Here is a 22,686-nt window from a genome sequence, read left to right as displayed (position 1 = left end):
CGAAAGCGAGGCGAGCACATGAACCCGAACAAGGCGCTTTGGGAAAAGGGCGACTTCACCCGCATCGCCGCGGCGATGCGGGAGAGCGGAGAGGCGCTGGTCGACGGCCTCGGCTTGACGCCGGGTCTGGACGTTCTTGATCTCGGCTGCGGCGATGGCACCACGGCCGTTCCGGCGGCGCGGCGCGGCGCGGAGGTGCTCGGGATCGACATCGCCGAAAACCTGGTGGCCGCCGGCAACCGGCGCGCGGCCGAGGCGGGATTGCACAATCTTCGCTTCCAGCAAGGGGATGCATCGGATCTGCGAGACGTCGCCGACGAGAGCTTCGATCTGGTGGTGAGCATCTTCGGCGCGATGTTCGCGCCGCGTCCGTTCGACGTGGCCCGGGAGATGACGCGGGTGACGCGGAGCGGGGGCCGCATTGTGATGGGGAACTGGATTCCCGGCGATCCAACCCTGGTGGCCCAGATTCTGAAGACAAGCGCGGCCTATGCTCCGCCGCCGCCCGAAGGCTTCGTCAGCCCGGTGACATGGGGCGTCGAGGCGAATGTCCGGGAACGCTTCGAAGCGGCAGGCGTCCCGACAGAGAACATCGTCTGCGAGCGTGCGACCTACGTCTTCCTCTCTCCCGCGCCGCCGCGCGCCCTGCTTCAGACCTTCAAACACTACTACGGCCCGACGATGAACGCGTTCGAGGCGGCGTCGAACGATGGCAGGGCTGATGAACTGGAGACGGAACTGAGTGCAATATTCGAGACGCATAATCGCGGCGGCCCGGACACCACCGAGATACCGGCGACCTTCCTCAAGGTCGTAGTGATGAAGCCCTAGACGGGCGCCCCGAGGATTCGCGCGCCCTCTCCCCCAAGCCGAACGGATTGCCTATACCGGTCCCATGACCGACGAATCCCGCGACGCCCTGCTCTCCGGTTACCGCCGATTCCGTGAAGGCCACTGGGCCGAGGCGAAGGCGGAATACGAGGCCCTCGCCGAAAAGGGGCAGAGGCCCCACACCCTCGTGGTCGCCTGTTCCGACAGCCGCGCCGACCCGGCCCTGATCTTCGACGCCGCGCCGGGCCAGCTGTTCGTCGTCCGCAACGTCGCCAACCTGGTCCCGCCCTATGAGCCCGACGGCCATCTGCACGGCGTCTCCGCCGCGCTGGAGTTCGGGGTCAAGGTGCTGAACGTCTCGCGCATCATGGTCATGGGCCATGCGCTCTGCGGCGGGGTGAACGCCATGATCCACGGCGCGCCCGGCGATTGTCAGGACTTCGTCGCCCCCTGGGTGGCGCAAGGGACGGCCGCTGTCCGCCGCGTCTGCGAGGAATGCCCGCCCGAGGACCTCATGCAGAAGGCCGAGGAGGCGGTGGTCCGTCTCTCGCTGGACAATCTGCGCACCTTCCCCTGGATCGCCGAACGCGAGGCGGCGGGGACCCTGGCGCTCAGCGGCGTCCATTTCGGCATCGCCGACGGCGTCCTGCGCTCCCTGCGCAGCGGCGAGTTCGTGTCCCTGGCCTAGGGCCGACGGGCCAACCGCCTCGCTTCATGCAGCGAAGCGTGGCAGATCGCGTTGAGGTATCGGAGCGCCCCATGACACCCAATCCCCACGCCAATCCCATTCCGAACATCCTGACCGGCCTGCGCCTCATCGCGGGGGTCATCATGTTCCTGATCCTGGCGGGGGCGGCGCCCCAGGGCATTCCCTTCCTGTCGGAGTATCTGAGCCCGGACGACCAGTTCCGCTTCGGCCGCACCGCCTTCGTCATCTTCGTGGTCGCGGCCTCGACCGACTGGGTCGACGGCTATCTGGCCCGACGCTGGCACGCCACCACGCGCTGGGGCGCCATCCTCGATCCGATCGCCGACAAGATCCTGGTCACCGGCGCCATCCTCGGCGTCCTCGCCTGGGGAGCCCTGCCGCAGATCGCCATCCCCTGCGGCCTGATCCTGTTCCGCGAGTTCGCCGTCTCGGCCCTGCGCGAAACCGTCGCCGGCAAGGTCAAGCTGCCGGTCACCCTGCTGGCCAAGTGGAAGACCACCCTGCAGATGGTCGCCCTGGGCGCGCTCCAGCTGGTGCTGCTGTGGGACGGCTTCGGCCTGCCGCTGGAATGGCAGCCGAATTTCCAGACCTTCGCCTACGTCCTGATCTGGCTCGCCGCCATCGTCACCCTGTGGACCGGCTGGCAGTATTTCGCCAAGGCCCAGCAGAAGATGAGCCAGCTGTAGGTAGGTTCCGGGGGCCAGGGGTTAGGTTGTCTGATCTAGCCCCTGGCCCCTGGCCCCTGAAACCTATTCGACCCCCAGCTCCGCCACCAGCCGTTCCATCCCGTAGACATCCCGCAGCGCCGCCGTCACGGCGCCGGTGGTCACGATCACTGACCGGTTGACGTTGCGGTCATAGCCATAGGCGTTGCGCTGGGTCAGGACGGTGGAGTCGAAATTGGCCCCGACGATCTCGCCGGCCGCATTGACCACCGGCGAGCCCGACGAGCCGCCGATGGTGTCGGACGACACCGCCATGTTCAGCACCGTGTCGCCGTCGATCCGCTCGCGCGCGGCCAGCAGCTTGGGCGCCACGTCGAACGGCGCCGCGCCCGTCGCCCGGTCCCACAGGCCGTTGAAGGTGGTGAAGGGGCCGAACCTCTGGCCGGGAACGTCCGTGCCCTCGATCCGGCCGTAGGTTAGACGCAGCGTGCCGGTCGCATCCGGATAGACGGCGTCGCCATAGGCGGCGAAGCGGGCGGCGGCCAGCCGTTCCGAGGCCCGGTCGGTCGGGGCCTGGACCCGGGCCTCCCAGTCCGAACGCGCGGCGCGGGTCTCGTCCTGGATCGACAGCAGATACTGGATCATGGGATCGTCCGAGGCCTCGACGGCGGCCAGGCCGCCCTCCCACAGCGCCCGCCGCACGGCCGGATCGGCCAGGGTCGTGCCGCTGACCAGCCGCGCCGACAGGGCTTCCGGCGACTCCCTGCCCAGCAGGCCGCGGACCGCCGGATTGTCCACGGTCAGCCACTCGCGGGTCTTGGACAGCCACCATTCCATGCGGACCTGTTCCAGCGACGGGTAGACGGGGCGCTCGGCGAACAGCCCCGACTGGACCGCGGCCAGCCGGCTGTCGGCGAACTCGGGCAGGCGCTCGGCCGAGGCCTTCTCCCGCTCCTGGGCGCCGCGCACGATGGTCCGGGCCCAGTTGAACAGCTGCGACCCGCCGGCCACGGGCGTCGTGCCCGCGCCGGTCCCGCCTTCCAGCAGGGCCATGGCCGCATAGGTCTCGCGCATGATCGGCTGGACGGCCGCCAGTTCAGCCCACGGATCGGCGCCCGTCGTGTCCGACCGGGCGGCGTAGCGTGCGCGGAAGTCCGCCTCATTGGCCGCCCGCGTCGCCATGAAGCCGGGATCGACCAGGGCCCGCATCCGGCCCAGCCCGCGCTTGTAGGTGTTCTCCAGCCCCACGATCGGATCCATGGCGATGAAGGCGTTCTCCTCGCTCTCTTCCGAGAACCGGATCAACCGCCCGCGCAGTTCCGAGGCCAATAGCTGGTCCATCGGCAGGACCACGTCGCGGATGGTGAACAGCTGCTCCTGGGTCAGCAGCCGCTGCGTCGCGCCGGGACTGCCCGAGACGAACACCGGCGTGCCCTCGACCGGCTTGTCGGCGTTCCACCTGAAATGGGTCGGCGTCGCGGCCGGGGCGCCGTTCTCGTACAGCCGGATGAAGGCCGCATCGATGGCGAAGCGGGGGAAGCTGAAATTGTCCAGATCGCCGCCGAACGTCGCCGCCCGGTCCTCCGGCGCCCAGGCCAGCCGGACGTCGGAGTATTTCTTGTAGGTGTAGAGCTTGAACTGCCCGCCCCGGTACAGGCTCACGACCTGACAGCGCTTGTCGGTCGCGGCGCCGCAGGCTTCCTGCTCGATCCGTCCCGCTTCTGCGTCGCGCGCCCGGGTGAAGGCCTGGCCCTCCAGACCGGCGCCGGCCGCGTGCATCCGCTCGGTGACGTCGCTGATGTCGGTCAGGATTTCCGCCGTGCCGCCGGGGCATTTCAGCTCTTCCTCGCGGCTGCGCGGGGTGAAGCCCGTCTCGGCGTAGTTGACCGCCTGGGTCGACAGATTGGCCACGCAGGTGGCGACGCAGTGGTTGTTGGTCATCACCAGGCCCTCGCCCGAGACGATCCCGGCCGAACAGCCGCCGAACTTGACCGAACTCAGCCGCACCCGGTCGAGAAAGGCCTGGTCGATGTTGGTGCCCAGCGTCGCGTTGGCCCGGGCGATCGGGAAGTTGTCGAAGGTCCACATGCCTTCCTCGGCGCGGGCGGCGCCGGCGGCGAGGGTCAGAAGGGCGGCGGCGAGGGCGGGGGTGAGGTGACGCATCGAAAACTCCTGTCCTCTCCCCTTGCGGGTGGAGGAGGCTCGCACGGCGAGCCGACGACGGGTGGCCCGCGCAGCGGGTCGGATGAGGGGTCGCGCTGAGGGGACCCGATTGGACGGCCGGACCATGAATGACGAAGGGGTCGCCCGGCAAGACCGGAGCGACCCCTCATCCGTCAGGCTTCGCCTGACACCTTCTCCTGCAAGGGGAGAAGGACCGTTACTCCACGCCCAGCTCTTCCAGCAGGCGCGGCTGCGGATAGATGTTGCGCAGCGCCTCGGTGATGGCCGCGGTCGACACGCTCACCGTCCGGTTCAGTTCGCCGTCATAGCCATAGGCGCCGCCCAGCGAGTGGATGTTGCCGTCAAAGGCCGCGCCGATCACCTCGCCCTCGGCGTTGATCACGGGCGAGCCCGAGTTGCCGCCGATGATGTCGTTGGTCGAGGTGAAGTCGAACACCGTCTCCTTGTTCACCCGGCTTTCGTTGTCGATGAAGGCCTGGGCCGCGTTGAACGGCTCGGCCCCCGTGGCCCGCTCATACAGGCCGCCCATGTAGGTGAAGGCCGGCACGGTCACGCCGCGATAGGTCCAGCCCGCAACCTGGCCATAGGACAGGCGCAGCGAGAAGGTGGCGTCGGGATACTGATTGGTGCCGTAGGCCGCGAACCGGGCCTGTGCGACCTTCTCCGCGGCGACGGCGGTCGGGGCGTTGACCTCGGCGGCCCAGCGGTCGCTGATCGCCTTGGCGGCGTCGTCATTGGCCACGACGAAGGCGAGCAGGGGATCAGCCTCGGCCAGCTGCGCCGTGGTCATGGCCGCGGCCTGGGCGCGGAAGGCGGCGTCGCCCATCCGGGTGTTGGCGATCAGCCGGTCGGCCAGGCCTTCGGGGCTTTCGCGGCCCAGCAGACCCTTAACCTGCGGATTGTCGACGGTCAGATACTCCCGCGTCTTGGACAGCCAGTAACGCAGGCGGATCTCTTCCATGTCGGTCGCGATCGGCGTCTCGGCGCCGACCGCCGCGACCAGGCGCGCGCGCTGGGCGTCGGTCATCGCCGTGTTCTTCGAGGCGCGCACCAGGGTGCGGGCCATGGCGTACAGGGTCGAGCCGCCGCCGGCGGCCTGTTCCAGCTGGCGATAGGGCAGGTACAGCTCGCGGGCCGTCGCCTGCACCCGCTCCAGGTCGCCCCACGGATCGCCGATCCGCTGCACCAGTGCGGGGTCGGCGGCCACCCGGGCGCGCAGGTCCGTCTCGGCGTCACGCCGGGCGCCGAGGAAGGCCGGATCGAGCAGCGACTGATGCTGGCCGTACTGGGCCTTGAAGCTGTTCTCCAGGCCGAAGATCGGGTCGAACGACAGACGCTTGGCCTCGTCGCCGGTCAGCGAATATTCCAGCAGGCGGCCGCGCAGTTCCGAGTTCTGGATCAGGGTCAGCGGCAGCTGCTGGTCCCGCAGCCGCTCCAGCTGGCTCATGGTCAGCAGGCGCGAGGTCGAGCCGGGGTTGCCGGCCACGAAGGTCACGTCGCCTTCCTTGGGCGCGTTGGGATTCCATTTCAGGAAGTTGGGCGTCGCGACCGGCTGGCCGTCCTCATAGGCGCGCAGGAATCCGGCATCGAGGGCGTAGCGCGGGAAGTTGAAATTGTCGGGGTCCCCACCGAAGAAGGCCGCCTGGTTCTCCGGCGCGAACACCAGCCGCACGTCGTCGTATTTGCGGAACTTGTACATGGCGTAGCGGCCGCCGCGGTAGAAGCTGATCACCTGGCAGCTGAATTTCGGATCGCCGGCGCAGGCCTCGGTCTGGATCGCGTTGGTCTCGGCCGTACGGGCGGCGTTGAAGGCCGCGCCCTCCAGTCCGGCCCCGGCGCCCAGCACCCGGTCGGTCACGTCGACGATGTCGACCAGAACCTCGGCGGTCTGGCCGGGGCAGCGCTTTTCCTCTTCGCGGTTGGCGGTCAGGAAGCCGTTCTTCACATAGTCCTGCTCGGGCGACGACAGCTCCTGCGCGCAGCCGACGACGCAGTGCCAGTTGGTCAGGATCAGCCCCTCGTCCGAGACGAACGAGGCCGAACAGCCCTGGATGCGGACGGCGGCGTTGCGAACACGGTCCAGCCACGCCTGGTCGATCCGCGTGCCGTATTTGTCGTTCACCGTCTGGATCGGGAAATTGTCGAACGTCCACATGCCTTCATCGGCGCGGGCCGACGAGGGTGCGGCCATGACGGCCATGAAGCCGGCGACCGCGGCGATCGAGGCGGTCGCCGAGACGGCGGCGCGAAGCGAACGAAGCTGCATTCTGCGAAATCTCCCAAGTGCGGCGTTGATCGCCGACTGTTGCCGCTACCTAAACCCGATGAACCGATCCCGTCCATCGCCTCTCGATCCGCCTCACGAAAGCGTAACGCCGGTGGCCTTACCCCGATTTAACTTGGTTCCAGCGAACACCGTCGTCACATAGCGGTAACGCCTCGGGGGTCTGTCCTTACCAATGTCGCTCGCACTTTCCACGCTGCTGTATGAGTGGCGGCGCTATATGGCCGCCGTGATGGCGCTGGCCCTGTCGGGCCTGCTGGTGCTGGCCATGACCGGCGTCTTCATCGGCATCGGCAAGGGCTTCACCGCGACCATCGAGCGTTCCAGCGCCGACATCATCATCATGCAGCCCGGGGCCAAGAGCCTGATGGGCGGACCCTCGGGCGTGCCGCGCCGCTTCATTCCCCTCGCCTATCGCAACCCGGCGGTGATCGAGGTCCAGCCGCTGGACGGCGCGGGGGGCTCGTTCCAGTCGGTCAAGAACGTCGACCCGACCATGTCCCAGGCCGAGCGCGCCAAGATGGGCGCCCCGCGGCAGGAATTCGTCCAGGCCAGCATCATCGACACCACGCCCGGCGCGGTCACCATTCCCACCGACTATTCGCAGGAACTGGTCGACGCCCTGCGCCAGCCCTACACCGTCGCCATCGACGAGACGGCCGTGGCCAAGCTGGGCGTCAAGCTGGGCGACAAGGCCCTGTACAACGGCCAGACCGTGACCGTGGTCGGCATCACCCGCGGCTATCCCAACATGATGCAGGCCACCATCGTCATGTCGCGCGACACCCTGCGCATGCTGGGCCAGGCCGACACCGGACCCCGCGTCGGCCCCCTGATGATCAAGCTGCGCGATCCGGCCCAGGCCGAGCGCGTGGCGGTCGAGCTGAACGAACAGGGCGACGGTCAGTGGAAGGCCTGGACCCGTCAGGAACTGGCCGACGCCAACGCCTCGGCCATGTTCGAGGAAGGCATCCTCGTGATCATCATCGGCGGCTGCGTGGTGCTGGGCACCATCATCGGCGTGGCCATCACCTGGCAGACCCTGCGCGGCGCCATCATGGCCAACATCAAGGAGTTCGCCTCGCTGCGGGCCCTGGGCGTCGGCATGGGATCGCTGAACCGGATCGTCATGGAGCTCAGCTTCTGGGTCGGCCTCGTCGGCGTCGGCGCCGCCATCGGCCTGACCCTGCTGGTGCAGATGCTGGCGGCGGCCAATGCCGTCATCATCGCCCTGCCGCCCATCCTGCTGGTCGTCGTCGGCGGCGGGCTCGTCGTCATCGCCATGCTGTCGGGCCTGCTGTCCCTCGGCATCCTCAAGAACAGCCAGCCGGCGGACCTGCTGCGATGAGCAAGACCCGAACGCACGGCAAGCACGGCGACTTCGCCATCGAGGCCCGGGGCCTGGTCAAGCGCTTCAAGTCCGGCAAGGGCTTCGTCGAGGTGCTGAAGGGCGTGGATTTCGACGCCCGCCACGGGGACCTGACCATGGTCATGGGCCCGTCGGGCTCGGGCAAGTCGACCCTGATCGCCGCCCTGTCCGGCCTGCTTCGGCCCGAGGCCGGTCGCGTCGACACGCTCGACATCGACGACCTGTGGAAACTCTCCGCCGGGCGGATCGACCGCTTCCGCCTCGACAACTGCGGCTTCATCTTCCAGGGCTTCAACCTGTTCCCCGCCCTGACGGCCCTGCAGCAGGTCGAGGTGGTGCTGAAATTCCAGGGCCTGTCCAAGGGCGACGCCAAACGCCAGGCGACCGCGACGCTGGAGGAGGTCGGCCTTGGCCCGCGCCTGCACCAGAGGCCTTCGGCCCTGTCCGGCGGCGAGAAGCAGCGCGTCGCCATCGCCCGCTGCCTGGCCAAGAACCCCCAGATCCTGTTCGCCGATGAACCGACATCGGCGCTGGACGGCGAGAACGGCCAGGTGGTCATCCGCCTGCTGCGCCGCGCCGCCACCGAACACGGCGCCGCCGTGATCTGCGTGACCCACGACCCGCGCCTCGAGGAATGGGCCGACCGCGTCATCAAGATCGAAGACGGCGTCATCATCGACGACCAACGCCGCATCCCCAATCCCGACGCCACCCTGGCCTCGCACTGACGACCCCAAGGACCATCGACATGCCCGCCTTCCTCAAGAACAAATGGCTCTGGATCGGTCTGGTGCTGATCGTCGTGCTCGTTGTCGGCTTCAACGTCATGCAGGGCGCGAGCAGGGCGAAGAAGGCCGAGGAAGAGAAGGCCAACGCCCAGAAGAAGGTCGAAAGCCCCTATGCGGCCATCGCCAACGGCAAGGTCGATGTCGAGGGCGGCATCATCCAGATCGCGGCCCGCCGCGGCGGCGTCGTCCGTGAAGTGCTGGTGCAGGAAGGCGACCGCGTCGTCGCCGGCCAGATCCTCGCCCGTCAGGAAGACGAAGAGCCGCGCCTGGCCCTGCAGAGCGCCAACGCCGACGTGGCCCAGGCCGAGAGCCAGCTGCGTCTGATCCAGGTCGACATCCGCACCGCCCAGCGCGAGCACGACCGCCTCGCCCGGCTGGTCGACTCCAACTTCGTCGCCGCCTCGCGCATGGATGCGGCGCGCGACGCCATCGCCCAGGCCCAGGCCCGGCTCGGCTCGCAGCAGGCGGCGGTCCAGACCGCCCGCGCCCGCCGCGACCAGGCCGCCTACAATGTCGAGCTGACGGTGATCCGTGCGCCCCAGTCGGGCCGCATCGTGCGCCGCTACGCCAACCCCGGCGCCGGCGCCTCGACCCTGAACGTATCCAACATGTTCGACCTTGAGCCTGATGCGCCCCGCATCGCCCGCGCCGAGATCGTCGAGAGCGACATCCCCAACATCACCCCCGGCCAGGCTGTCGAGATCACCCCCGAGGGCGATCCGTCCAAGGTCTATGTCGGCGCCGTCCTGCGCCGCGCCGCCGTCTTCGGCGCCCGCAAGCTGGCCTCGGACGACCCCTCGCAACGCTCGGACGAGCGGGTGGTCGAGGTGGTGGTCACCGCCGGAGACGCGCCCCTGCTGATCGGCCAGCGCGTGCTGGTCAAATTCATGAAGCCCGGGCAGACCGCCGGCGCCCCGCGCGCCGTCGCCGCCGGCGTCCCCGCCGCCCGCGCCATGCGCGCCCCCGCGGCGGCGGGCTGATCCCTTGAGCTAGCGGCCGGTGAAATCCGCCGGCCGCTTCTCCAGCGCCGCCGTGACCCCTTCCAGGTGATCGTCGCCGAGGTGCGCCAGCGCCTGCATCGACGCCGTCATCTCCAGGATCTGGTCGAAAGTCGCGTCGCGGCCCTGGCGCAGCAGGGCCTTGGTCATGCGCAGGGCCTGGGGGGCGCGGGCGGCGATCTCCCCGGCGGTCGCCATGGCCTCGTCCATCAGCCGGTACGGCGCGACCACCCGGCTGACCAGCCCCCATTCCATCGCCGTCCGCGCGTCCAGCACCCGGGCGGTGAACAGCATCTCGGCGGCGCGCGCATAGCCGATGTTGCGCGGCATCAGCCAGGCCCCGCCGTCGCCCGGCAATATGCCCAGCTTCAGGAAGGGCACGCCGAAGGTCGCCGTCTCCGAGGCGATGCGGATGTCGGCCAGCCCCGCGATGTCGCAGCCCAGCCCCATGGCCGGACCGTTGATCGCCGCGACCAGCGGAACCTCAAGCCCGTACAGCGACCGCACGATCCGGTGCACCACGCGGCGGTAGCGTTCGCGGATATCCGCGCCTGAGCCGGCGAACAGGTCTCGCCGGTCCTTCATCGCCTTCAGGTCGCCCCCCGCCGAAAACGCGCGCCCGGCCCCGGTCAGCACCACGCAGCGCACCGCCGGGTCCGCGTTCACCGCCTCGCAGGCGGCGGCGAAGGCTTCGCCGTCCTCGAGGTCGGGCAGGGCGTTCAGCCGGTCGGGCCGGTCCAGCGTCCAGATTTCGATGTGCGCGCGGCGTTCTCGACGGATCAGGGTCATGGCTCCGCTGTGCCGCAACCGCGGCCCCGCCGCAACGTCAGCAGCGGGGGACCTTGCGCGCCACCGACGACCAGGCCCGGGTCAGGGGAAGGTCGGCGTTCTCCCTGGCCGCGGCTTCGGCTTCGGCCGCCTGGGCGGCGAGGCTGACATAGCGCCGGACGACCGCCATTCCAGGGGGCAGAATGTCGTCGGCTTCGAGGAAACTCGCCCGCTCCGGCGTCACGATCGGCGCCGGCGCGGCGGACGTGGCGGCGATCGTCTGCTGCATCGGCGTCCAGACGACGAAGTCGACCCCGCGATCCGGCGACCAGCCGTCTCGCGACGGCCGGACGGCCGTGGTCGCGACCAGCGTCGCCTCAAGCTTCAGCATATGCGCGCCCCTCCGACAGAAGACTGGCACGGATTTCATTCCGGCGCGCGTATCACTCGCGCGACAGAAGAATTGAAAAAGCCCCGGGCCTTTCGGACCGGGGCTTTTTCAGTCGATCGAACTCGCCCTAGCGGCGCTTCTCGATCTTGATCGGCACGAAGTTCGACGGATGGCTGACCACGCGGTCGCCTGCCCCGTTGTTGTTCTTCGTATTGACCAGCATCCCGCCCCAGAGGGCGAAGGACATCATGGCGTGCTGGAGATTGCGGTCTCTGTCGTTCATCCTGGCGTCTCCTTTCGATGGAACGATGAAAAGAGACACGTCGTGCTTTTCGGGAATCTCACCGTCATAGTCGTTTCGCGTCATGGTCAAGCTAATTCCGACCGGCGAAAAATGCAATAGTTTTTACTCCGACACCGGACCATATTTCGTATTCATGTCATCGACTGTCGCCGAAAATCCACAGACCCCGCCGCGCGCCGTCGTCACGCCGTGCATCAAGCTGTGCGTCGTCGACGGCGCGTCCGGCCTCTGCCTCGGCTGTTTCCGCACCCTGTCGGAGATCGGCGGCTGGAGCGGTTTGACCGAGGATCAGCGCGCCGCGGTCATGGCGGGCTTGCCGGCGCGGCGGACCCGGATCGATCCGGCCCTGCTGGGCCCCGCCTGAGCCGACCGCGTTAAGGCCGTGCAAACCATCCCCCTTCACCGCATCCAAACGGGCGCGTGCGATACCGGGCCGTCGCAGAAGCGGCGCCTCAGGACGAGTAACGCATGCGTTTCGACCTTTCCTCTCTCGGCATCATGGCCGCCGCCGTTGGTTCGGCGCTCACCACCGTCTGGTGGATGGATCACGCCGGTCTGCGGGGTCAGGCCCAGGCCGCGACCGTCCCCGCCGTCCGCGCCTTCGCGCCCGCCGAGGGGACGCCGGCGCGTGTGCTGAAGGGTCTCGACGGCCACTACTGGGCTGACGCCCTGATCGAGGGCCACGCTGTCCGCGTCATGGTCGACACCGGCGCCAGCGTGGTCGCCCTGACCCGCAACGACGCCGCCCGTCTGGGCCTGAAGCTCACCCCGGAGGACTTCTCCGGAACACTGATCACCGCCTCGGGCCCGGTCCGCGCCGCGCCGGTGGAGCTTCAGGCCGTCGCCGTCGCCGGCGCCCGCATCGAACGCGTCCAGGCCCTGGTGGTCGAGCGCGGTCTGCCGCATTCCCTGCTGGGCATGAGCTATCTGGGCCGCCTCTCGGCCTTCACCGCCACGCCCGCCAGCCTGACCCTGCGGCCCTAGAACGCCTTCGCCACCACCGACAGCGCCGTGGCCAGCAGATAGACCGCGAACGCCTTGCGCAGGACCCGTTTGTTCAGCGAATGCGCCAGCCGCGCCCCCCACGGCGCCACCGCCGTGGTCAGCACCGCCATCACGATCGCCCCGGGCACGTTGACATAGCCCATCGACCAGGGCGGCCGGCCCTCGGCCTGCCAGCCAGCCACCACGAAGCCCAGGGTCGCCGCCGCTCCGATCGCCACCCCGAAACCCGATGCGGTCGCGACCGCCTGATGGATGGGCCGTCCACACAGGGTCATCAGCATCCCCCCGAAACTGCCGCCGCCGATCCCCATCATCGCCGACAGTCCGCCGATCAGGCTTCCCAGCCCGCGCCGCCCCCAGCCGGTCGGAAGGTCCGACCTCAGCGTGAACCGCTCGGGCATCAGCCCCAGCTGCGCCGCGATCAGGGCCAGGCAGACGCCATAGACGATGGCCAGTCCCTCCATCGAGGTCACGCCCGCCACCGCCGCCCCGATCAGCGCCCCGACCGCGACCCAGGGCGTCCAGGTCCTCAATACTCCCTCGTCCACCGCCCCGTGCGACCGATGCGCCTTCAGCGACCGCCAGCTGGTCGCCACGATGGTCAGCAGCGAGGTCCCGATCGCCGTGTGCAGATTGCCCTCGCCGCCCACGCCCAGCACCTCGAAGGCGTAGAACACCGCCGGCACGATCACCGTGCCTCCGCCCACGCCGAACAGCCCGGCCACGATCCCGCCCGCCAGTCCCGCCGCGACCAGGGCGGCGAGCAGCACAAGCAGTTCGGCAAGGGGGAGGGCGGTCATGGGTCCTGTCTAGTCTGACTCGCGACGAAGGGGACCGCGCCGCCGCGCAACCTTCGCCGCCGCACACCGTTCTTTCCGCACAGGGACGCACCCACCCGGAAAGACACCCCCCATGACCTCCATCAAGCTTCTCGCGGCCTCCGTCGCCGCCCTCACCCTGGCGGCAGGCGCGGCCTCCGCCCAGACCCCCTACAGCCAGACGCCGTACGGGCAGCAGACCCAGTCCGATCCGATCGGCGCCATCCTCGGCGCCCTGTTCGGCGACCGGCTCGGCGTCTCGACCACCCTGGACAGCGAATGGTCGCGCGGACGCCGTCCGCTCAACACCCAGCGCGCCCAGTTCGAAAGCCGGCTGGACGCCGACGTGCGCTCGGGCGCCATTTCGTCCTCGGCCGCCAGCAGCCTGAGCGCCGAATACGGCGATCTGGTCGCCCTGGAGGCCCGCTACACCGCCGACGGCCGGGTCACGAGCCAGGAACGCGCCGACCTGAGCGAACGCTATCGCGCCTTCGCCACGCGCTACCAGGCCGGCGGCCAGAGCGGTTATGACGACGACTATGACGGCTGGCGCCCGCTGGCCGAGAGCCGCGCCGCGTTCGACGCCCGCGTCAACGCCGGCGTTCGCAACCGCACCCTGACCCGCGCGCAGGCCACCCGCCTGTCGACCGACTTCGACGCCCTCGTCCGGCTCGAGACCAGCTATGAGCGCAACGGCATCGACGCCCGCGAGCGTCAGGATCTGGAAGCCCGCTGGGCCGATCTGAACCGCCGCGTGGGCGACGGCTATGACGACGGTTACAACTCGGGCGACAACTGGGGCTCCGATCCGCGCGGCGCGCAGATCGAGGCTCGCATCGCCGCCGGCGAGCGCAACGGTTCGATCAGCCGGACCGAGGCCGCCAGCCTGCGGCTGGAGCTGCGCGACCTGATGCGTCGCTGGACCGAGCTGGAAACCCGCGTCGATCTGGCCCGCCGCTAAACCGCGGAAGGGGGCGTCGCTCAGATCAGCAGCGCCCCCTCGTGCCGCAGCAGCCACCCCTTGCGCTCCAGCCCCCCGCCGAACCCGGTCAGAGAGCCGTCCGCGCCGACCACCCGATGGCAGGCGAGGATCAGCGGGATCGGATTGCGGTTCAGCGCCACCCCCGCGGCCTGGGCCGCCCCGGGCTCGCCGGCCCGTCTGGCCATCTCGCCATAGCTGATGGTCACGCCCGCCGGGACCTCGGCCAGGGCCTTCCACACGCGCGGCTGAAAGCCGTCGGACGCCGCGCCGTCCAGCGACCAGGGCACGCGGTTCAGGGCCTCGCGGTCCCCGTCGAAATAGGCCGCCAGTTCCCGCGCCACCGCCGACGGCGCCTCGCCCTCCGACAGGGTCGCCGCCGGATATTCCCGCCGCATCGCCTTGATCAGCCCGTCGCCGAACGACACGCCGCGCACGACGCCCGCCCCGTCGCAGGCGAGGGCCAGCGGCCCGATGGGGCTGTCGATCCACGACAGGATCAGGCGATCCGGCGCGCTCATTCCACCGCCGGCATCAGGGCGTTGACCTCGGCCCAGCCCAGGGCGCCTTCGCCCAGCGGCTCGGACCGGCCGTCGGCCAGGAAGGCCTCTGTCAGGGCGGCCGCCCGGCCCCAGGTCGCGCCGACGATGCCCGAGCCGGCGCTCAACCGCCGCACCCCCAGACCTTCCAGCGTCCTGGCGTCGGGCAGGCCCGGATAGGCCAGCAGGTTCAGCGGCAGGGGCGTCGCCCTGACCATCGCCGCGATGTCGGCCGCGTCCGTCAGCCCCGGCGTGAACAGGCCGTCCGCGCCCGCCGCCGCATAGATCGCCCCGCGCCGCGCCGCCTCGGCCACACGCGTCCCGGGCTCGCCCACGCCCCTCAGCCACACGTCGCAGCGGGCGTTGATGAACAGGTCGCGCCCGACCGCCGCCCGGATCGCGGCGATCTTGGCCGCCAGCAGCTCCGGCGCGCCGCCGCCGTCCTCGATATTGATCCCCGCCGCTCCGGCCTCGACCAGCCGCCGGGCCTCCGCCGCGACCATGGCCGGATCGTCGGAATAGCCGCCCTCGAAGTCGATCGACACCGGCAGGCCCTGCGCCGCCCGTACGACGTCCGCGCAGACCTGAACCACCCGATCGACCGGCAGGGCGTCCCCGTCCGGCCAGCCCAGGGCCCAGGCCACGCCCGCGCTGGTCGTGGCGATCGCCTTCGCCCCCTTGGCCCGCATCAGGGCCGCAGAACCCCCGTCCCAGGCGTTGGGCAGGATCAGCAGGCCGGAACGGTGCAGGTCGTGAAAGGCGGTCATGGCGTGTCTCCGTCAGGGCCGCCGACCTCACGCCGATGCCGCGGGATTGTCCGGCGGTTTTCGGACGCGCTCACCGGGGGGCGGGGTCGGCGGCGGCGTAGGCGGCGTTCTGGATCATCCGGTAGGTCGGCGTGCCGTTGATGCACGCGCCTCCGACGCTGCGGCGCGGTCGCCCGGCCTCCGCCATGTCGGCGATGATGGCCGAACTGTCCTGCGGGCACAGCCGCCGGCGCGAGCCGTCGATGCGCCGGTTCAGCGGCAGGTCGTGCGGCCACCAGTCCGGATCCCAGGCGCGGCAGGGATCGCTCCATGCCGCCTCCATCTGCGCCGTCTTCTGCGCCGACAACCGGCCCTCGTGGGGCGGCCAGTATCGCTCATCGGCCGTGCGGCTGTCGTTCCAGTTTGCGTACCAGGCGTCGATCTCCTGGCGGCTCAGCCCCTGCGGCAGTGGCGGAGGCGGGGCCGGCGGCCCCTCGTTGACGCTGTGCCGCCAGAACCACCAGGACCCGTCCGCCTCGCGCCACACGACCGAGCGGTGGTCCGAACTGTAGCCCCCGCCCGGGGGCATCCGCGCGCGGATCACCACCGACGCGTCCTCCGGCGGCCGCCGCGCCGCCCAGGCCGGGATTCTCACCACGTCCAGCATGTCAGCGACCGGCGACCCCGCGGCGGTCGGCAGCCGGGCCCGCTCGCGCTCGAGCGTGCGGAAGTCGACGTCGCGCACCGCCTCGCATTGCGCCTGCGGCGGCCGCTGCGACTGCGCCTCCGGCGTCGGAGCCTGCGCCCCCGCTCGGCCCGCCGCAGCCCCCTGCAGCAGCGCCAGCGCCAGCGCCGCCGTCCTCGTCGCCATTCGCATCCCGTAGCCCCCGTTGAGAAGCCAGCTTCGCCGACGATTGTCCCTGCGGCAACCACCGGTCCGCGGCCGGAACAGGCGCACCGGCGCGGCGTTACGGTGAAGCTCCGGCCGGCCTCCCGCCGCGTCGGGCGTCAGGACACCGCCCCATGGTCAATCGTCGCGCCGGCCTTCCCCTCACGGCCCCGTCCGTGCCCCTGTTCGCCATCGCCGTGGTGCTGGCCGTCCTGGCCATGCTGGTGCAGTACGGCGGCGTCGCCATCCCTGTGGTCAGCGACCATGTGTTCAACACCCTGGCCATCGCCTTCGCCGTCCTCACCGCCGGGGTTCTGCTGCGCAACGCGTGAGGCGGAAGGCGCGGGAGATCCGATCGCCGGGAGCGGCTCGCCGCCGCCCCCGGGCATCCGGCCCCGGCCCTAGAAGGGCCGGTAGTTCAGGCTCAGGAAGAAGCGCCGTCCGAACAGGTCGAAATTGTCCGCGCTGGTGTTGCCCAGCCAGCGGGCCGGCTCCGCGTCGAAGGCGTTGACCACCCCGGCCCGGACGGTGGTGTCCTCCCGCATGTTCCAGCGCACCGAGAAGTCGTGCTGGGAGAAGTCGCCCGTCTCCAGGTATTCCAGCGTCTCGTAACGGTCGAAATTGCCGTAGCCGATATTGTCGACGTCCTCGATCTCCTGGCTGACCTGCCAGTCCCAGTCCCAGGTGAAGGCGAGGGTGTCCGTCGGCTCCCAGGTCACCGTGGACAGGAAGCGCACGCGCGGCATGCCGACGGTGTCCTCGAAGTCGCTGGAGTCCGTCGGATCGACGATGTTGACGAAATCATGCTGTTCGATCAGCCAGTTGCCACGGATCGAATGGCTGAACCGGCCCCAGTTGTGACCGGCCCACTCCGGCAGGTCGAAGCCATAGCGCGCGGTGAAGTCCACGCCCTTGGCGGTCAGGGCGGCGTAGTTCAGCGATCCCTGGATGAAGCTGCTGACCAGGAAGGTGCCCGGGTTGCGGGTGATGGTGGCGCAGGCGCCGGTGTTCACCTGGTTGCCGCTGACGCACTGGTTGGCGGCCGACTGCGCGGACACCGAGGCGATCGCATCGCTGATCTCGATGTCATAGTAGTCCAGCACGATCGACAGGTTCGGGAGCAGATAGTCGGGCGTCCAGACCCCGCCGATGGTGAAGCTCTCCGACGTCTCCGGCTGCAGGAAGGGGTTGCCTCCGGCCAGACCCGGCACCGAGCCGCTGCCGTAGTTGGGCAGATAGGCGTTCGGCGCTGACGGATCGCTGAAGGTGAAGGTCAGGCCTGCGGCCGTGGCCAGGGCGGCGCAGTTGGCGATGCGGTTGTTGGCGATCGTCCGGTCGGCCAGGTTGTTGATCACCGTCGCGCTGCAGGGGTCGGAGAAGCCGTTGGCGAAGGTCTGGCCGTAGGGCTCGTTGGTCTCCGACAGGTTGGGCACGCGGATCGCCGTCGCCGTCGTCGCCCGGAACAGGAACTGGTCCGTTGGCCGCCACTGGAACTGGGCGCTGTAGGTGTCCTGCTTGCCGACGTGCGAATAGTCGGACACGCGATAGGCGCCGCTGATCTCGGAAGAGCCCAGGAAGGTGTCGGTGAAGAGCGGCAGCCTCAGCTCGGCGAAATAGTCGTTGGTGTCGTAGCTGGCCTCGGCGAAGTCCGGTCCGGTGTTCAGGAACAGCAGGCGGCCGGCGGTGTCGGAATCGCGTCCCACGCCGCTGGTGATCTCCTCGCGGTACTCATAGCCCAGGGCGACGCCGATCGGGCCGGCGCCCCAGAAGTCCCACAGGTCGCCGGTGGTGAAGGCCAGGAAGTCGTGTTGCTTGTTCTGGTCGGTGACGGTGATCGCCGCCTGCAGATAGTCCAGGCCTTGCTGGGTGAAACCGTCCGGCCCGAACACGCGCACCGGCGAACAGTCGTTGATCACCGCGCCCTGCCGGGAATAGGTCACGCCGCCCACGACGGCGTTCGGCACGGCCACGCCCTGGGCCGTCAACAGCTTCACGCGGCAGACGATCTCGCCCGGCCGGCCGTTGACGATGCCCGCGGTGTCGACCACCGCGTCGGCGGCCGCCTGGTAGCGAACGACGTCGACGCCCAGCTCGGTGTTGGCGTTGTTCATCTCGCCGTAGGTGTAGCCGGCTTCCCAGGTCACATTCCGATAGAAGCCCAGATCGCCCGCGTCGCCGCGCAGTCCGAGAACGTAGCGCTGCAGGTCGCGGTTGTTGGTCTGGGTCCGCGGCGGCCCGTACAGTTTGTGCTGGGCGCGCGGGTCCGCGACGTTGCTCGTCACCACCCCCGCCGAATTATAGATGTCGCGGCGGTTGGTCTGGATGGCGGTGCGGACATTGGTCGGCAGATAGGCGTTGTCCAGGCCGATCTCGAACGCCGAGGTCGCGGTGATGGCGCCGACGGTGCCGGGGGCGAACTGGCGGATGTTGAAGTCGTGGAAGACCCGCTGGCCCGCGTCGAAGGTTTCTTCCTCGACGTATTTGGCCTCGCCGAAGACCTCGATCCTGTCCGTCACATCGAAGTTGAAGCCGGTCTGGAAGCGGTAGTTGGTGGATTCCGGCAGGCGGCTGCCCTGGGCCTGTTCGGTGTTCTGCACCATGCCCTGCCCGCCGTTGCTCGAGTTGCGGGTGAAGCCGGCGCCTTGCCGGATCGAGCCGAAGGTGACCGGCTGGGACGCGCCGGTGTTGTCGTAAAGGAAGCCGTTGTCCAGGCGGTTGGACGGCGCCAGCGAGAAGCAGTTGGCCGAGAAGGTGGTCGCGGAGCAGCTCTGGAACGGCACATCGGGGTCGGCGGCGGGGCTCGGCCGCACGCCGGTCGACAGGATGGTCACGCCGCCGAAATTGGTGCCGCGGATATAGGTGCGCAGATCGCGGACCAGGATCAGGTCCGGCACGCCGTCGCTGGGCGCGGAGGCCGGGTCGGAGTCGTTGGCCAGCAGGCCCCACGATTCCCGCTTCCAGTCGATGTCGGTGTCCAGCACCTCGTCATTGCGCTGGTATTCGCCCGAGACATAGACGTTCAGCCGGTCGTCCAGCAGGTTCTGGCCCCACAGCACCGACAGGCGCTGGCTCAGCTGATGGTCGTCGTTGATCTCGGCGACCGAGGCGTCGATCTCCAGGCCCTCGAAATCCTTCTTGAGCACGAAATTGACCACGCCGGTCACGGCGTCGGCGCCGTAGACGGCCGCGTTGCCGCCCGTCACCACCTCGACGTTGTTGACCAGCAGGCGCGGAATGGTGTCGACGTCGACCGACAGCGTGCCGGGGCTCGATCCCACATGGCGGCGTCCGTCGACCAGGGTCAGCGTCCGCACCGCGCCCAGGGCGCGCAGGCTCAGCAGCGACAGGCCGCCGTCGTTCAGGTTCGCGCCCGTGGTGTCTTCCGGCACCACCGAGGTCGACAGGGCCGGGATGTCGGCGAGGAAGTCGATGACGTTGACCTCGCCCGACTGCTGCAGCTCCTCCTGCCCGATCTGGATCAGCGGCGTCGGCGAATTGGTCGGGTCGCGGCGGATGCGCGAGCCGGTGACGACCACCTCGCCCAGATCGGAGGCCTCGGGATCCTGGGCCGGGGCGGTCTGGGCGCTGGCCGCCGCCGGGATGGCGGCCGCGAGCGTCACGGCCGAAAGGCCGGCCAGCAGGGAGGAAGTCATCAGGAACGGCCTGGTGCGCATGTGGAGGACCCCGAATGATGAGAACAAGACGTCAGCGTTGCAGTTAGGAGGGGGCCCCGCCGGTTTTGCAACCGAATAGACACAAACCCGCCACGGCTTCGACACAGGCGTGTTGCGCCCACCACAGTCGGGCCGGGCGGGCGCGGCGTCCGTGCCTCCGCCCGGGGCGGCGCGCCCTCCGACCCCTAGCCGCGGGCGGCCGCGCGCCCTACCTTCCGTTCATGGCCCGTTCCCCCTCCGCGTCCCACGGCAAGTCCGGCAAGCCCGTCCACGTTCCGGGCCAGTCGGCCGAGATGTCCGCCGGCCTGTCCGAGGCCCGCGCCCCCTTCATCTTCGACCCGGCGACGGCGACCAATCGCATGCCGATGTTCGCCCCCGTGTCCGGCCCGCGCCTGACGCCGGAGGAGGCCCCCGGCAAGCCCTCCGACTGGACCCCGCACCGCCCCGACCGCCCGGCGGGCCGCAAGCACATCCCCTTCCGGCTGGAGACGAAATACACCCCCGCCGGCGACCAGCCCGCCGCCATCGCCGAGCTTGTCGCCACGGCGAACACGGGCGAGCGCGACCAGGTCCTGCTCGGCGTCACCGGTTCGGGCAAGACCTTCACCATGGCCAAGGTCATCGAACAGACCCAGCGCCCGGCCCTGATCCTGGCCCCCAACAAGACCCTCGCCGCCCAGCTCTATTCCGAGTTCAGGAGCTTCTTCCCCGACAACGCCGTCGAGTATTTCGTCAGCTACTACGACTACTACCAGCCCGAGGCCTACGTCCCGAAGTCCGACACCTACATCGAGAAGGACTCGTCCATAAACGAGCAGATCGACCGCATGCGCCACTCGGCGACGCGGGCGATCCTGGAGCGGGACGACGTCATCGTCGTCGCCTCGGTCAGCTGCATCTACGGCATCGGCTCGGTCGAGACCTATACCGCCATGACCTTCACCCTGAAGGTCGGGGACCAGATCGACGAATCCAAGCTGCGCGCCGACCTGATCGCGCTGCAGTACAAGCGCAACGACGCCGCCTTCGAGCGCGGCATGTTCCGCAAGCGCGGCGACGTGCTGGAGATCTTCCCCGTCCACATGGAGGACCGCGCCTGGCGCATCCAGCTGTTCGGGGACGAGCTCGAATCCATCCAGGAGTTCGACCCCCTGACCGGCAGGAAGACCGCCGACCTGACCGAGATCACCGTCTACGCCGCCAGCCACTACGTCACCCCGCGCCCGTCGCTCAACCAGGCCATCACCGGCATCAAGGCCGAGCTCAAGGAGACGCTCGACTGGATGGTCGAGAACGGCAAGCTGCTGGAGGCCCAGCGGCTGGAGCAGCGCGTGCGCTTCGACCTCGAGATGATGGAGGCCACCGGCTCCTGCGCCGGCATCGAGAACTACAGCCGCTGGCTGACCGGCCGCGCCCCGGGCGAGCCGCCGCCCACCTTCTTCGAATACATCCCCGACAACGCCCTGCTGTTCGTCGACGAGAGCCACGTCACCGTCGGCCAGATCAGCGGCATGTACCGCGGCGACTACCGCCGCAAGTCGACCCTGGCCGAGTACGGCTTCCGCCTGCCCAGCTGCATCGACAACCGCCCGCTGAAGTTCGACGAATGGGACGCCATGCGGCCCCAGACGGTCTTCGTCACCGCCACCCCCGGCCCGTGGGAGATGGAGCGCACCGGCGGCGTCTTCACCGAACAGGTCATCCGCCCCACCGGCCTGATCGACCCCCCGGTCGAGATCCGCCCGGTCAGCGGAACCACCCGCAACCAGGTCGACGACGTCATCGACGAGGTGAAATCCGTCGCCCGCGCCGGTTACCGCTCGCTGGTCACCGTCCTGACCAAGAAGATGGCCGAGGACCTGACGGAATACATGCACGAACAGGGCGTCCGCGTCCGCTACATGCACTCCGACGTCGACACCCTCGAGCGGATCGAGATCCTGCGCGACCTGCGCATGGGCGCCTTCGACGTCCTGATCGGCATCAACCTTTTGCGCGAGGGCCTCGACATCCCCGAGTGCGGCCTGGTCGCCATCCTCGACGCGGACAAGGAGGGTTTCCTGCGCTCCGAGACCTCGCTGATCCAGACCATCGGCCGCGCCGCCCGCAACGTCGACGGCCGCGTCATCCTCTACGCCGACCGCATGACCGGCTCGATGGAGCGCGCCATCGCCGAGACCAACCGCCGCCGCGCCAAGCAGGAAGAGTACAACGCCGAACACGGCATCACCCCGGAATCGGTCAAGCGCGACATCCGCGAGATCATGGCCAGCCCCTATGAGTCCCGCGCCCTCGACAAGCTGACCGCCCCCGGCGTGGCCGAGGCGTCCAAGCCCTTCACCGGCTCCAACTTCCAGGCCGCCCTCAAGGACCTCGAAGGCCGCATGCGCAACGCCGCCGCCAACCTCGAGTTCGAGGAGGCCGCCCGCCTGCGCGACGAGATCAAGCGCATGAAGCTGATGGACCTGGAGTTCGCCAACGAGGTCCTGACCGCCGAGGGCGAGGCGGTCGACAAGTCGGCGCCGAAACGCTGGCGGGCCGATGCGGCGGCGGAGAAGGCGGAGGCGTTCCGGAAGAGCAGGCTGTAGGGGGCGGACCATCAGGGTGCGATAGGATCAGGCTACGACCAAAGTCGGCTTAGCTTCACTATTGCAAGCTGGTCCGTTTTGCAGTCACTGGTTGTCATCGCAATGTCGATCAATCGAGGGGGAAGATGCGCCAGCACCAAACGCTTTTTGCAAATTT

At 69.3% G+C, this 22,686-nt stretch carries 21 protein-coding genes; 11 read left to right on the top strand and 10 right to left on the bottom strand.

Features of this window, described 5'->3' with window-relative positions:
- Positions 1 to 18 precede the first annotated feature (18 nt).
- The 3 genes from ASD59_RS08680 to pgsA all read left to right on the top strand — a co-directional run bounded on the left by ASD59_RS08680 (position 19) and on the right by pgsA (position 2,226).
- Positions 19 to 831, top strand: a complete 813-nt coding sequence (locus ASD59_RS08680; protein WP_055830912.1) for a class I SAM-dependent methyltransferase — start codon at positions 19 to 21, stop codon at positions 829 to 831.
- Between the two features lie 64 nt (positions 832 to 895).
- Positions 896 to 1,519, top strand: coding sequence for a carbonic anhydrase (locus ASD59_RS08675; protein ID WP_055830911.1), 624 nt, complete (start codon positions 896 to 898; stop codon positions 1,517 to 1,519).
- Between the two features lie 71 nt (positions 1,520 to 1,590).
- A complete protein-coding gene (gene pgsA, locus ASD59_RS08670) occupies positions 1,591 to 2,226 on the top strand; it encodes a CDP-diacylglycerol--glycerol-3-phosphate 3-phosphatidyltransferase (RefSeq protein WP_055830909.1) in 636 nt (211 codons plus the stop codon).
- Positions 2,227 to 2,289: 63 nt separating this feature from the next.
- Here the strand turns inward: pgsA and ASD59_RS08665 are convergent, their stop codons facing one another.
- Both ASD59_RS08665 and ASD59_RS08660 read right to left on the bottom strand, forming a co-directional pair.
- Positions 2,290 to 4,368: a S46 family peptidase gene (locus tag ASD59_RS08665; protein WP_055830908.1), complete on the bottom strand. Its 2,079-nt coding sequence runs from the start codon at positions 4,366 to 4,368 to the stop codon at positions 2,290 to 2,292.
- Between the two features lie 217 nt (positions 4,369 to 4,585).
- A complete protein-coding gene (locus tag ASD59_RS08660; RefSeq protein WP_055830906.1) occupies positions 4,586 to 6,655 on the bottom strand; it encodes a S46 family peptidase in 2,070 nt (689 codons plus the stop codon).
- A 193-nt stretch (positions 6,656 to 6,848) separates the two neighbouring features.
- Here ASD59_RS08660 and ASD59_RS08655 point away from each other — a divergent pair, with 193 nt between their 5' ends.
- The 3 genes from ASD59_RS08655 to ASD59_RS08645 are packed head-to-tail and all read left to right on the top strand — an operon-like array spanning position 6,849 to position 9,810.
- Entirely contained in the window at positions 6,849 to 8,021 is a 1,173-nt protein-coding gene (locus tag ASD59_RS08655; protein ID WP_055830904.1) for an ABC transporter permease, read from the top strand.
- Positions 8,018 to 8,770, top strand: a complete 753-nt coding sequence (locus ASD59_RS08650; RefSeq protein ID WP_055830902.1) for an ABC transporter ATP-binding protein — start codon at positions 8,018 to 8,020, stop codon at positions 8,768 to 8,770. Before ASD59_RS08655 ends, ASD59_RS08650 begins: the two co-directional genes overlap by 4 nt.
- 20 nt (positions 8,771 to 8,790) lie before the next feature.
- Positions 8,791 to 9,810 (top strand): HlyD family secretion protein, encoded by a 1,020-nt coding sequence (locus ASD59_RS08645; protein ID WP_055830899.1) that lies wholly within the window; start codon positions 8,791 to 8,793, stop codon positions 9,808 to 9,810.
- A 9-nt stretch (positions 9,811 to 9,819) separates the two neighbouring features.
- Here the strand turns inward: ASD59_RS08645 and ASD59_RS08640 are convergent, their stop codons facing one another.
- The 3 genes from ASD59_RS08640 to ASD59_RS14435 form a co-directional block, all read right to left on the bottom strand.
- Entirely contained in the window at positions 9,820 to 10,617 is a 798-nt protein-coding gene (locus ASD59_RS08640) for a crotonase/enoyl-CoA hydratase family protein (protein WP_055830895.1), read from the bottom strand.
- Positions 10,618 to 10,654: 37 nt separating this feature from the next.
- A complete protein-coding gene (locus ASD59_RS08635) occupies positions 10,655 to 10,987 on the bottom strand; it encodes a hypothetical protein (RefSeq protein WP_055830894.1) in 333 nt (110 codons plus the stop codon).
- A gap of 127 nt (positions 10,988 to 11,114) precedes the next feature.
- Complete coding sequence (locus tag ASD59_RS14435) at positions 11,115 to 11,270, bottom strand: hypothetical protein (RefSeq protein ID WP_200943601.1); 156 nt, start codon at positions 11,268 to 11,270, stop codon at positions 11,115 to 11,117.
- Positions 11,271 to 11,424: 154 nt separating this feature from the next.
- On the opposite strand from ASD59_RS14435, the gene ASD59_RS08625 reads away from it, so the two are divergent.
- Together ASD59_RS08625 and ASD59_RS08620 are read left to right on the top strand one after the other, a co-directional pair.
- A complete protein-coding gene (locus ASD59_RS08625; protein WP_055830888.1) occupies positions 11,425 to 11,655 on the top strand; it encodes a DUF1289 domain-containing protein in 231 nt (76 codons plus the stop codon).
- Between the two features lie 104 nt (positions 11,656 to 11,759).
- The gene (locus tag ASD59_RS08620; RefSeq protein WP_055830886.1) at positions 11,760 to 12,275 is read left to right on the top strand and encodes a retropepsin-like aspartic protease family protein; all 516 of its coding nucleotides are present in this window, start codon (positions 11,760 to 11,762) and stop codon (positions 12,273 to 12,275) included.
- Here ASD59_RS08620 and ASD59_RS08615 read toward each other — a convergent pair.
- Complete coding sequence (locus ASD59_RS08615; RefSeq protein ID WP_055830884.1) at positions 12,272 to 13,096, bottom strand: sulfite exporter TauE/SafE family protein; 825 nt, start codon at positions 13,094 to 13,096, stop codon at positions 12,272 to 12,274. The genes ASD59_RS08620 and ASD59_RS08615 overlap by 4 nt on opposite strands.
- A gap of 112 nt (positions 13,097 to 13,208) precedes the next feature.
- Between ASD59_RS08615 and ASD59_RS08610 the strand changes: the two genes are divergently transcribed.
- Positions 13,209 to 14,075 carry a hypothetical protein gene (locus ASD59_RS08610; RefSeq protein ID WP_055830882.1) on the top strand — a complete coding sequence of 289 codons (867 nt, stop codon included), beginning with the start codon at positions 13,209 to 13,211 and terminating at the stop codon, positions 14,073 to 14,075.
- A 20-nt stretch (positions 14,076 to 14,095) separates the two neighbouring features.
- Here ASD59_RS08610 and ASD59_RS08605 read toward each other — a convergent pair whose 3' ends face one another.
- The 3 genes from ASD59_RS08605 to ASD59_RS08595 form a co-directional block, all read right to left on the bottom strand.
- Complete coding sequence (locus tag ASD59_RS08605; protein ID WP_055830880.1) at positions 14,096 to 14,614, bottom strand: methylated-DNA--[protein]-cysteine S-methyltransferase; 519 nt, start codon at positions 14,612 to 14,614, stop codon at positions 14,096 to 14,098.
- On the bottom strand, positions 14,611 to 15,399 hold the full coding sequence (locus ASD59_RS08600; protein WP_055830878.1) for an isocitrate lyase/PEP mutase family protein: 789 nt from the start codon (positions 15,397 to 15,399) through the stop codon (positions 14,611 to 14,613). Before ASD59_RS08600 ends, ASD59_RS08605 begins: the two co-directional genes overlap by 4 nt.
- 70 nt (positions 15,400 to 15,469) lie before the next feature.
- Positions 15,470 to 16,249, bottom strand: a complete 780-nt coding sequence (locus ASD59_RS08595) for a hypothetical protein (protein WP_055830876.1) — start codon at positions 16,247 to 16,249, stop codon at positions 15,470 to 15,472.
- A 152-nt stretch (positions 16,250 to 16,401) separates the two neighbouring features.
- Between ASD59_RS08595 and ASD59_RS08590 the strand changes: the two genes are divergently transcribed.
- Entirely contained in the window at positions 16,402 to 16,599 is a 198-nt protein-coding gene (locus ASD59_RS08590; protein ID WP_055830873.1) for a hypothetical protein, read from the top strand.
- Between the two features lie 69 nt (positions 16,600 to 16,668).
- Here the strand turns inward: ASD59_RS08590 and ASD59_RS08585 are convergent, their stop codons facing one another.
- Positions 16,669 to 19,941: a TonB-dependent receptor domain-containing protein gene (locus ASD59_RS08585; protein ID WP_055830871.1), complete on the bottom strand. Its 3,273-nt coding sequence runs from the start codon at positions 19,939 to 19,941 to the stop codon at positions 16,669 to 16,671.
- 359 nt (positions 19,942 to 20,300) lie between these two features.
- Between ASD59_RS08585 and uvrB the strand changes: the two genes are divergently transcribed.
- Entirely contained in the window at positions 20,301 to 22,529 is a 2,229-nt protein-coding gene (uvrB, locus tag ASD59_RS08580; protein ID WP_156376994.1) for an excinuclease ABC subunit UvrB, read from the top strand.
- Positions 22,530 to 22,686 lie beyond the last annotated feature (157 nt).

The sequence above is a fragment of the Brevundimonas sp. Root608 genome (genome assembly GCF_001427825.1).
In the GTDB taxonomy this organism is placed as follows: Bacteria; Pseudomonadota; Alphaproteobacteria; order Caulobacterales; family Caulobacteraceae; genus Brevundimonas.
Note: the sequence above shows the minus strand (reverse complement) of the source record. Positions and strands in the feature narration are given on the sequence as shown.

Bases quoted from the DNA above. Each gene is read 5' to 3' on its own strand.
- ASD59_RS08655 (WP_055830904.1), top strand. From the start codon at position 6,849: ATGTCGCTCGCACTTTCCACGCTGCTGTATGAGTGGCGGCGCTATATG.
- ASD59_RS08660 (WP_055830906.1), bottom strand. From the start codon at position 6,655: ATGCAGCTTCGTTCGCTTCGCGCCGCCGTCTCGGCGACCGCCTCGATC.
- ASD59_RS08650 (WP_055830902.1), top strand. From the start codon at position 8,018: ATGAGCAAGACCCGAACGCACGGCAAGCACGGCGACTTCGCCATCGAG.
- ASD59_RS08665 (WP_055830908.1), bottom strand. From the start codon at position 4,368: ATGCGTCACCTCACCCCCGCCCTCGCCGCCGCCCTTCTGACCCTCGCC.
- ASD59_RS08605 (WP_055830880.1), bottom strand. From the start codon at position 14,614: ATGAGCGCGCCGGATCGCCTGATCCTGTCGTGGATCGACAGCCCCATC.
- ASD59_RS08680 (WP_055830912.1), top strand. From the start codon at position 19: ATGAACCCGAACAAGGCGCTTTGGGAAAAGGGCGACTTCACCCGCATC.
- ASD59_RS08640 (WP_055830895.1), bottom strand. From the start codon at position 10,617: ATGACCCTGATCCGTCGAGAACGCCGCGCGCACATCGAAATCTGGACG.
- ASD59_RS08585 (WP_055830871.1), bottom strand. From the start codon at position 19,941: ATGCGCACCAGGCCGTTCCTGATGACTTCCTCCCTGCTGGCCGGCCTT.
- ASD59_RS08625 (WP_055830888.1), top strand. From the start codon at position 11,425: ATGTCATCGACTGTCGCCGAAAATCCACAGACCCCGCCGCGCGCCGTC.
- ASD59_RS08635 (WP_055830894.1), bottom strand. From the start codon at position 10,987: ATGCTGAAGCTTGAGGCGACGCTGGTCGCGACCACGGCCGTCCGGCCG.
- ASD59_RS08615 (WP_055830884.1), bottom strand. From the start codon at position 13,096: ATGACCGCCCTCCCCCTTGCCGAACTGCTTGTGCTGCTCGCCGCCCTG.
- ASD59_RS08595 (WP_055830876.1), bottom strand. From the start codon at position 16,249: ATGGCGACGAGGACGGCGGCGCTGGCGCTGGCGCTGCTGCAGGGGGCT.
- uvrB (WP_156376994.1), top strand. From the start codon at position 20,301: ATGCCGATGTTCGCCCCCGTGTCCGGCCCGCGCCTGACGCCGGAGGAG.
- ASD59_RS08675 (WP_055830911.1), top strand. From the start codon at position 896: ATGACCGACGAATCCCGCGACGCCCTGCTCTCCGGTTACCGCCGATTC.
- ASD59_RS08600 (WP_055830878.1), bottom strand. From the start codon at position 15,399: ATGACCGCCTTTCACGACCTGCACCGTTCCGGCCTGCTGATCCTGCCC.
- pgsA (WP_055830909.1), top strand. From the start codon at position 1,591: ATGACACCCAATCCCCACGCCAATCCCATTCCGAACATCCTGACCGGC.
- ASD59_RS08645 (WP_055830899.1), top strand. From the start codon at position 8,791: ATGCCCGCCTTCCTCAAGAACAAATGGCTCTGGATCGGTCTGGTGCTG.
- ASD59_RS08620 (WP_055830886.1), top strand. From the start codon at position 11,760: ATGCGTTTCGACCTTTCCTCTCTCGGCATCATGGCCGCCGCCGTTGGT.
- ASD59_RS14435 (WP_200943601.1), bottom strand. From the start codon at position 11,270: ATGAACGACAGAGACCGCAATCTCCAGCACGCCATGATGTCCTTCGCC.
- ASD59_RS08610 (WP_055830882.1), top strand. From the start codon at position 13,209: ATGACCTCCATCAAGCTTCTCGCGGCCTCCGTCGCCGCCCTCACCCTG.
- ASD59_RS08590 (WP_055830873.1), top strand. From the start codon at position 16,402: ATGGTCAATCGTCGCGCCGGCCTTCCCCTCACGGCCCCGTCCGTGCCC.